The following is a 4,154-nucleotide window of genomic DNA, read 5'->3' on the forward strand; positions in this document are numbered from 1 at the left end:
GCCGCCCGTCGCGGCGGCCACCAGTGTGGCGGAGGTCAGAGAGGAGTCCAGCCTCGCCCTGGCCCTGCTCGGCGCGTCACCCGCGTCCCACAGGGGGCTCAACGACGGGCTAAGCACACCCGCGGCATCAAGGCTCTTGGCCAACGCCGACGACTCCGGGAGGACCCCGACGATGCCCGACGGCGCGATCAGGTCCGGCTTGACGCTGCCGTCGATCGACGGCCCGGAAGCACTGGACGCAGAAACGGCCCGGCCGTCGAACCCGCCGACGGAGATCACCTCGGGAAGGTTCGCCACACCCAGCACCGTCTGGAGGCCCGGACCCAGGTCGCCGGCCGGGGACACCACGGAGACTCCGGACGACGAAATGGACGCGATGACCTCCCGCACCTTCTGCCAGCGGTGGACGGTCGCTGCAAAGCGGGCGGCGGCGGCGCGTTCGGTAGTGGTAGCCCCCTCCAGCGCCTTCGCGCGCTGGCCCGCATCCATGGGGATGCCCATGACCAGCCCGGACCTGGTGGCCAGGGGCTGGTCCGCGGAGACGTCCAGAACCGTCTTCCAGTAGCCGGACTGCATCGCCTCGGAAACCGGGTCGAGGAACTCATGGGGCGACGCCGCGAGCATGACGACGTCCAGGTTCTTTGCGTTCGCGGCCGCCCACTCCAGAGCCTGGACCTGGCGCGCGGGCTTGAGGGAGCCCTTCTCGAACACGTTCAGGGACGTGATCTTCACCTGGTCGGCGAGCTGCAGCAGCACGCTGGAGGAATAGGTGCCGAGACCGAGCTGGTCGCCTGCGCCCCAAGGGTGGGAGATCCGTCCGCGCAGCGACTCCGGGAGCGCCGCCGGGTCGACGCCCGAGGAGATGAGAGCCACCCGGACCCCTGTAGCCTTCGGACGCAGGGCGTCCGTCAGGCGGACGGCAGGAGCGGCCACAGCAGCCAGTGCTTTCGTCCCCAGTAGACCCAGGGCCGGGACCGCGGCTGGGCGCGGCGACGAGCCTTCCGAAGCCGCGGAGTAAAGCGGAAACGCTGCAGCAAGGCAGCACAAAACGGTGCCGCATGCGGCACGGGACAAGCGACTGCGGCTCATGAGCGCGAGCCTTTCTCTTCCAAAGAGCCCTCAGCACAAGCGCACCCCTGCGCTCAATGGTTGAAACGGGTTTGGCAAGGGCGGCAGTCGGGGATCTTCTTGGAAGAACTTGCGGCAGTCCACTGGTTGGACCGGTTTCGACCGATTTATGCCGATGAGTGCCACGTCCCCGCGTGGAACAACCGGATCCGGAGGTGCTGTTGATGCTTGAGTGTCCCCAGAGGTGGCGGTCGGCAGTGGCCGCAATGACGCTGTCCGTGACTGTGCTTGCCGTCTCACCGGCTCATGCCGCGCCCGCCATCACCAACGGCTACGTGACGTCCTTTGACGGCACGAAGATCGCCTACACCTATTTCCTTCCTGACGCCGCGACGGCCGGCGCCCCCGTGCCGGTGGTGTTCGACACCCACGGCTGGGGCGGAAACCGGACGACCACCGCGACCGGCATGCCCGGAAAGCTGCTGAGCAACGGCTACGCGGTCCTGACCTGGGACGCACGCGGGTTCGGCGACTCCGGGGGAGAAGCCAACGTGGACTCCGCCGACTATGAGGTAAGGGACGTCCAGGCGCTGATCGACTTCGCCGCGTCCAAGCCGGAGGTTCTAAAGGACGGCCCGGGCGACCCGCGGATGGGGATGACCGGCGGCTCCTACGCGGGCGGCATCCAGCTCATGACCGCCTCCTTTGACTCCCGCATCGACGCGATCGCTCCGGAGATCGCCTGGAACGACCTGATCCGCTCCCTCAAGCCCAACGGAGTCCTGAAGCTGGGCTGGGGAAGCGTTCTGTATGCGTCGGGAACGGCCTCCAGCGCCGGATACGGCCTGGACGCCCCGGGCGGCCCCCAGACCGGCGGCCTGTCCCCGATGATCCACCGCGGCTACGCCGAGGGCCTGGCGCTCAACGACTGGTCCCCGGAGACCCACGCCTGGTTTGACGCGCGTGGACCGGAGCACTACCTCGGCCTAGGCACACTGCGGGCTCCGGCTCTGATCATCCAGGGCGCGAGCGACACGCTTTTCAATCTCAACGAGGGCATCGACAACTACAACACGATCCGAAGCCTCGGACTGGAGTCCCGCCTGGTGGTGTTCTGCGGCGGCCACACGCTCGCCGTGGCCGGGTCCACCTGTACCCCCGGAGCCGGACAGCGCTCCCGCATCGACGGGCGCATCTTCTCGTGGTTCGACCGCTACCTGAAGGACAATCTCGAGGCGGACCTCGGTCCGGACGTCGAGTACCAGCTCCAGGACGGCACTTGGGCGACGTCCAGCTCGCTGCCGGGGATCACGGTCACGGCCAAGGCCGAGGGCGTCCTGGTGAACCAGATCGCTCCCACCAGCGGCACCGGCACGGCCGCCACCCCCTCCCCCGACGGGATCAAGTCCACGGTCCTCACCGCGGGGGCCGACCCTGTGACGATCCTGGGTGTGCCCACCGTCCGGGCCGAGGTGTCCGGAGCGGGGGCCGAGTCCTACCTGTTCTTCAAGCTCGTGGACGTCGCCCCGGACGGCACGCAGAAGGTGCTGGACGACCAGGTGACGCCGGTCAAGGTGACGGGCCTGTCGCTGGACGCACAGACTGTGGACGTCGAGCTGGCGGGGGTTTCGTGGAGGCTGGATCCCGGCCACACTCTGCAGCTGCAGATCGCCTCGACCTCCAGTGACTACGCGTCGTCGCGCTTGCCCTCCGTCACGAACGTGGAGGCCGCGTTGAACGTGCCGGCGTCCGGGGTCGCTACGGGTACCAAGTCGGGCTCATCCGGACCCTGCCGCGACGGCCGTCGCGGTGTCACCCGCGGCTGCGAGCGCGCAACTCGTCCAGCTGCTCGGGGCTGATCAGCACCGAACGCGCCTTTGAGCCCTCCTGGGGCGACACGACCCCGCGTCGCTCCAGGAGGTCCATGATCCTGCCGGCCCTGGCAAAACCGACCTTCAGCCGGCGCTGCAGCATCGACGTCGATCCCAGCCCGGAGCGGATGACCAGTTCCATCGCGTCGTCCAGGAGAGGATCGGAGTCCTCCTCGTCCACATCCTCACGCGTGGCCGCTTCCAGAACCTCCTCCTCATAGGAGGTCTCCGCCTGCGCGCGGATGTGTGAGGTGATCTGCTCCAACTCCTTTTCCGACACGTAGGCGCCCTGCACCCGCTTGGGCTTCGAGGTCCCGGCGGGCAGGTAGAGCATGTCTCCGCGGCCGACCAGCTTCTCGGCCCCCCCGATGTCCAGGATCACCCTGGAGTCGGACTGGCTGGCGACGGCGAACGCGACTCGCGACGGGATGTTCGCCTTGATTAGGCCCGTCACCACGTCCACGGACGGGCGCTGCGTCGCCACCACCAGGTGGATGCCGACTGCCCGCGCCATCTGGGCGATCCGGCAGATCGAGTCCTCCACCTGACGGGCGGCGACCATCATCAGGTCGGCCAGCTCGTCGATCACGACGGCGATGTAGGGCAGGCGCTCACGCTGCTTGCCGTTGCCCAGCACCGGCGGCAGGGTGCCCGCCGACACCGCCGCGTTGTACAGATCAAGGTTGCGCTGGCCCACCAGCGACAGCTCCTGGTAGCGGCGCTCCATCTCGCGCACCACCCAGGTCAGTGTCTCGGCGGCGCGCTTGGGGTGCGTGACCACCGGCGACAGCAGGTGGGGCAGGTTCTCGAAGTGCGTCAACTCCACCATCTTCGGGTCGATCAGTATCAGCCGGACGTCGTCGGGCCGCGCACGCATCAGCAGCGACGAGATCAGCGCGTTCAGGCACGACGACTTCCCTGCCCCCGTGGAGCCGGCGATCAGGACGTGGGGCATCTCGGCGAGGTTGATCGTCACCGGCTGTCCCGAGATGTCCACTCCGAGGGCGCAGGTGAGTGGGTGGGGCGAGGACCGCCACACCTGCGAGTTGACGATGTCCCCCACGGTCACCAGGTCCCGGTCGCGGTTGGGGATCTCTATGCCGATGGCGGACTTTCCGGGGATCGGGCTCAGTATCCGGACCTCCGGGGAGCCCAGGGCGTAGGCGATGTCGTCGTCGAGGTTCACCACACGGCTCACCTTCACCCCCGGCGCCA

The 4,154-nt window shown here is 68.3% G+C and carries 3 protein-coding genes; 1 reads left to right on the forward strand and 2 read right to left on the reverse strand.

What is annotated here, in order from left to right; translation table 11 throughout:
• The coding region (locus tag VNE62_08360; GenBank protein ID HVE92297.1) for a S8 family serine peptidase at nucleotides 1–1,089 on the reverse strand (1,089 nt) is incomplete at its 3' end.
• 203 nt (nucleotides 1,090–1,292) lie between these two features.
• Here VNE62_08360 and VNE62_08365 point away from each other — a divergent pair.
• Nucleotides 1,293–2,927 (forward strand): CocE/NonD family hydrolase, encoded by a 1,635-nt coding sequence (locus VNE62_08365; GenBank protein ID HVE92298.1) that lies wholly within the window; start codon nucleotides 1,293–1,295, stop codon nucleotides 2,925–2,927.
• On the opposite strand, the gene VNE62_08370 is transcribed toward VNE62_08365, so the two are convergent.
• A partial coding sequence (locus VNE62_08370; GenBank protein ID HVE92299.1) for a DNA translocase FtsK occupies nucleotides 2,881–4,154 on the reverse strand: 1,274 nt, incomplete at its 5' end. The two genes, VNE62_08365 and VNE62_08370, sit on opposite strands and share 47 nt — an antisense overlap.

The organism is Actinomycetota bacterium (assembly GCA_035536535.1).
Classification (GTDB): domain Bacteria; phylum Actinomycetota; class JAICYB01; order JAICYB01; family JAICYB01; genus DATLNZ01.

What these genes read in the sequence shown, in the direction of transcription:
- VNE62_08365 (HVE92298.1), top strand. Translation starts at nt 1,293, where the DNA reads ATGCTTGAGTGTCCCCAGAGGTGGCGGTCGGCAGTGGCCGCAATGACG.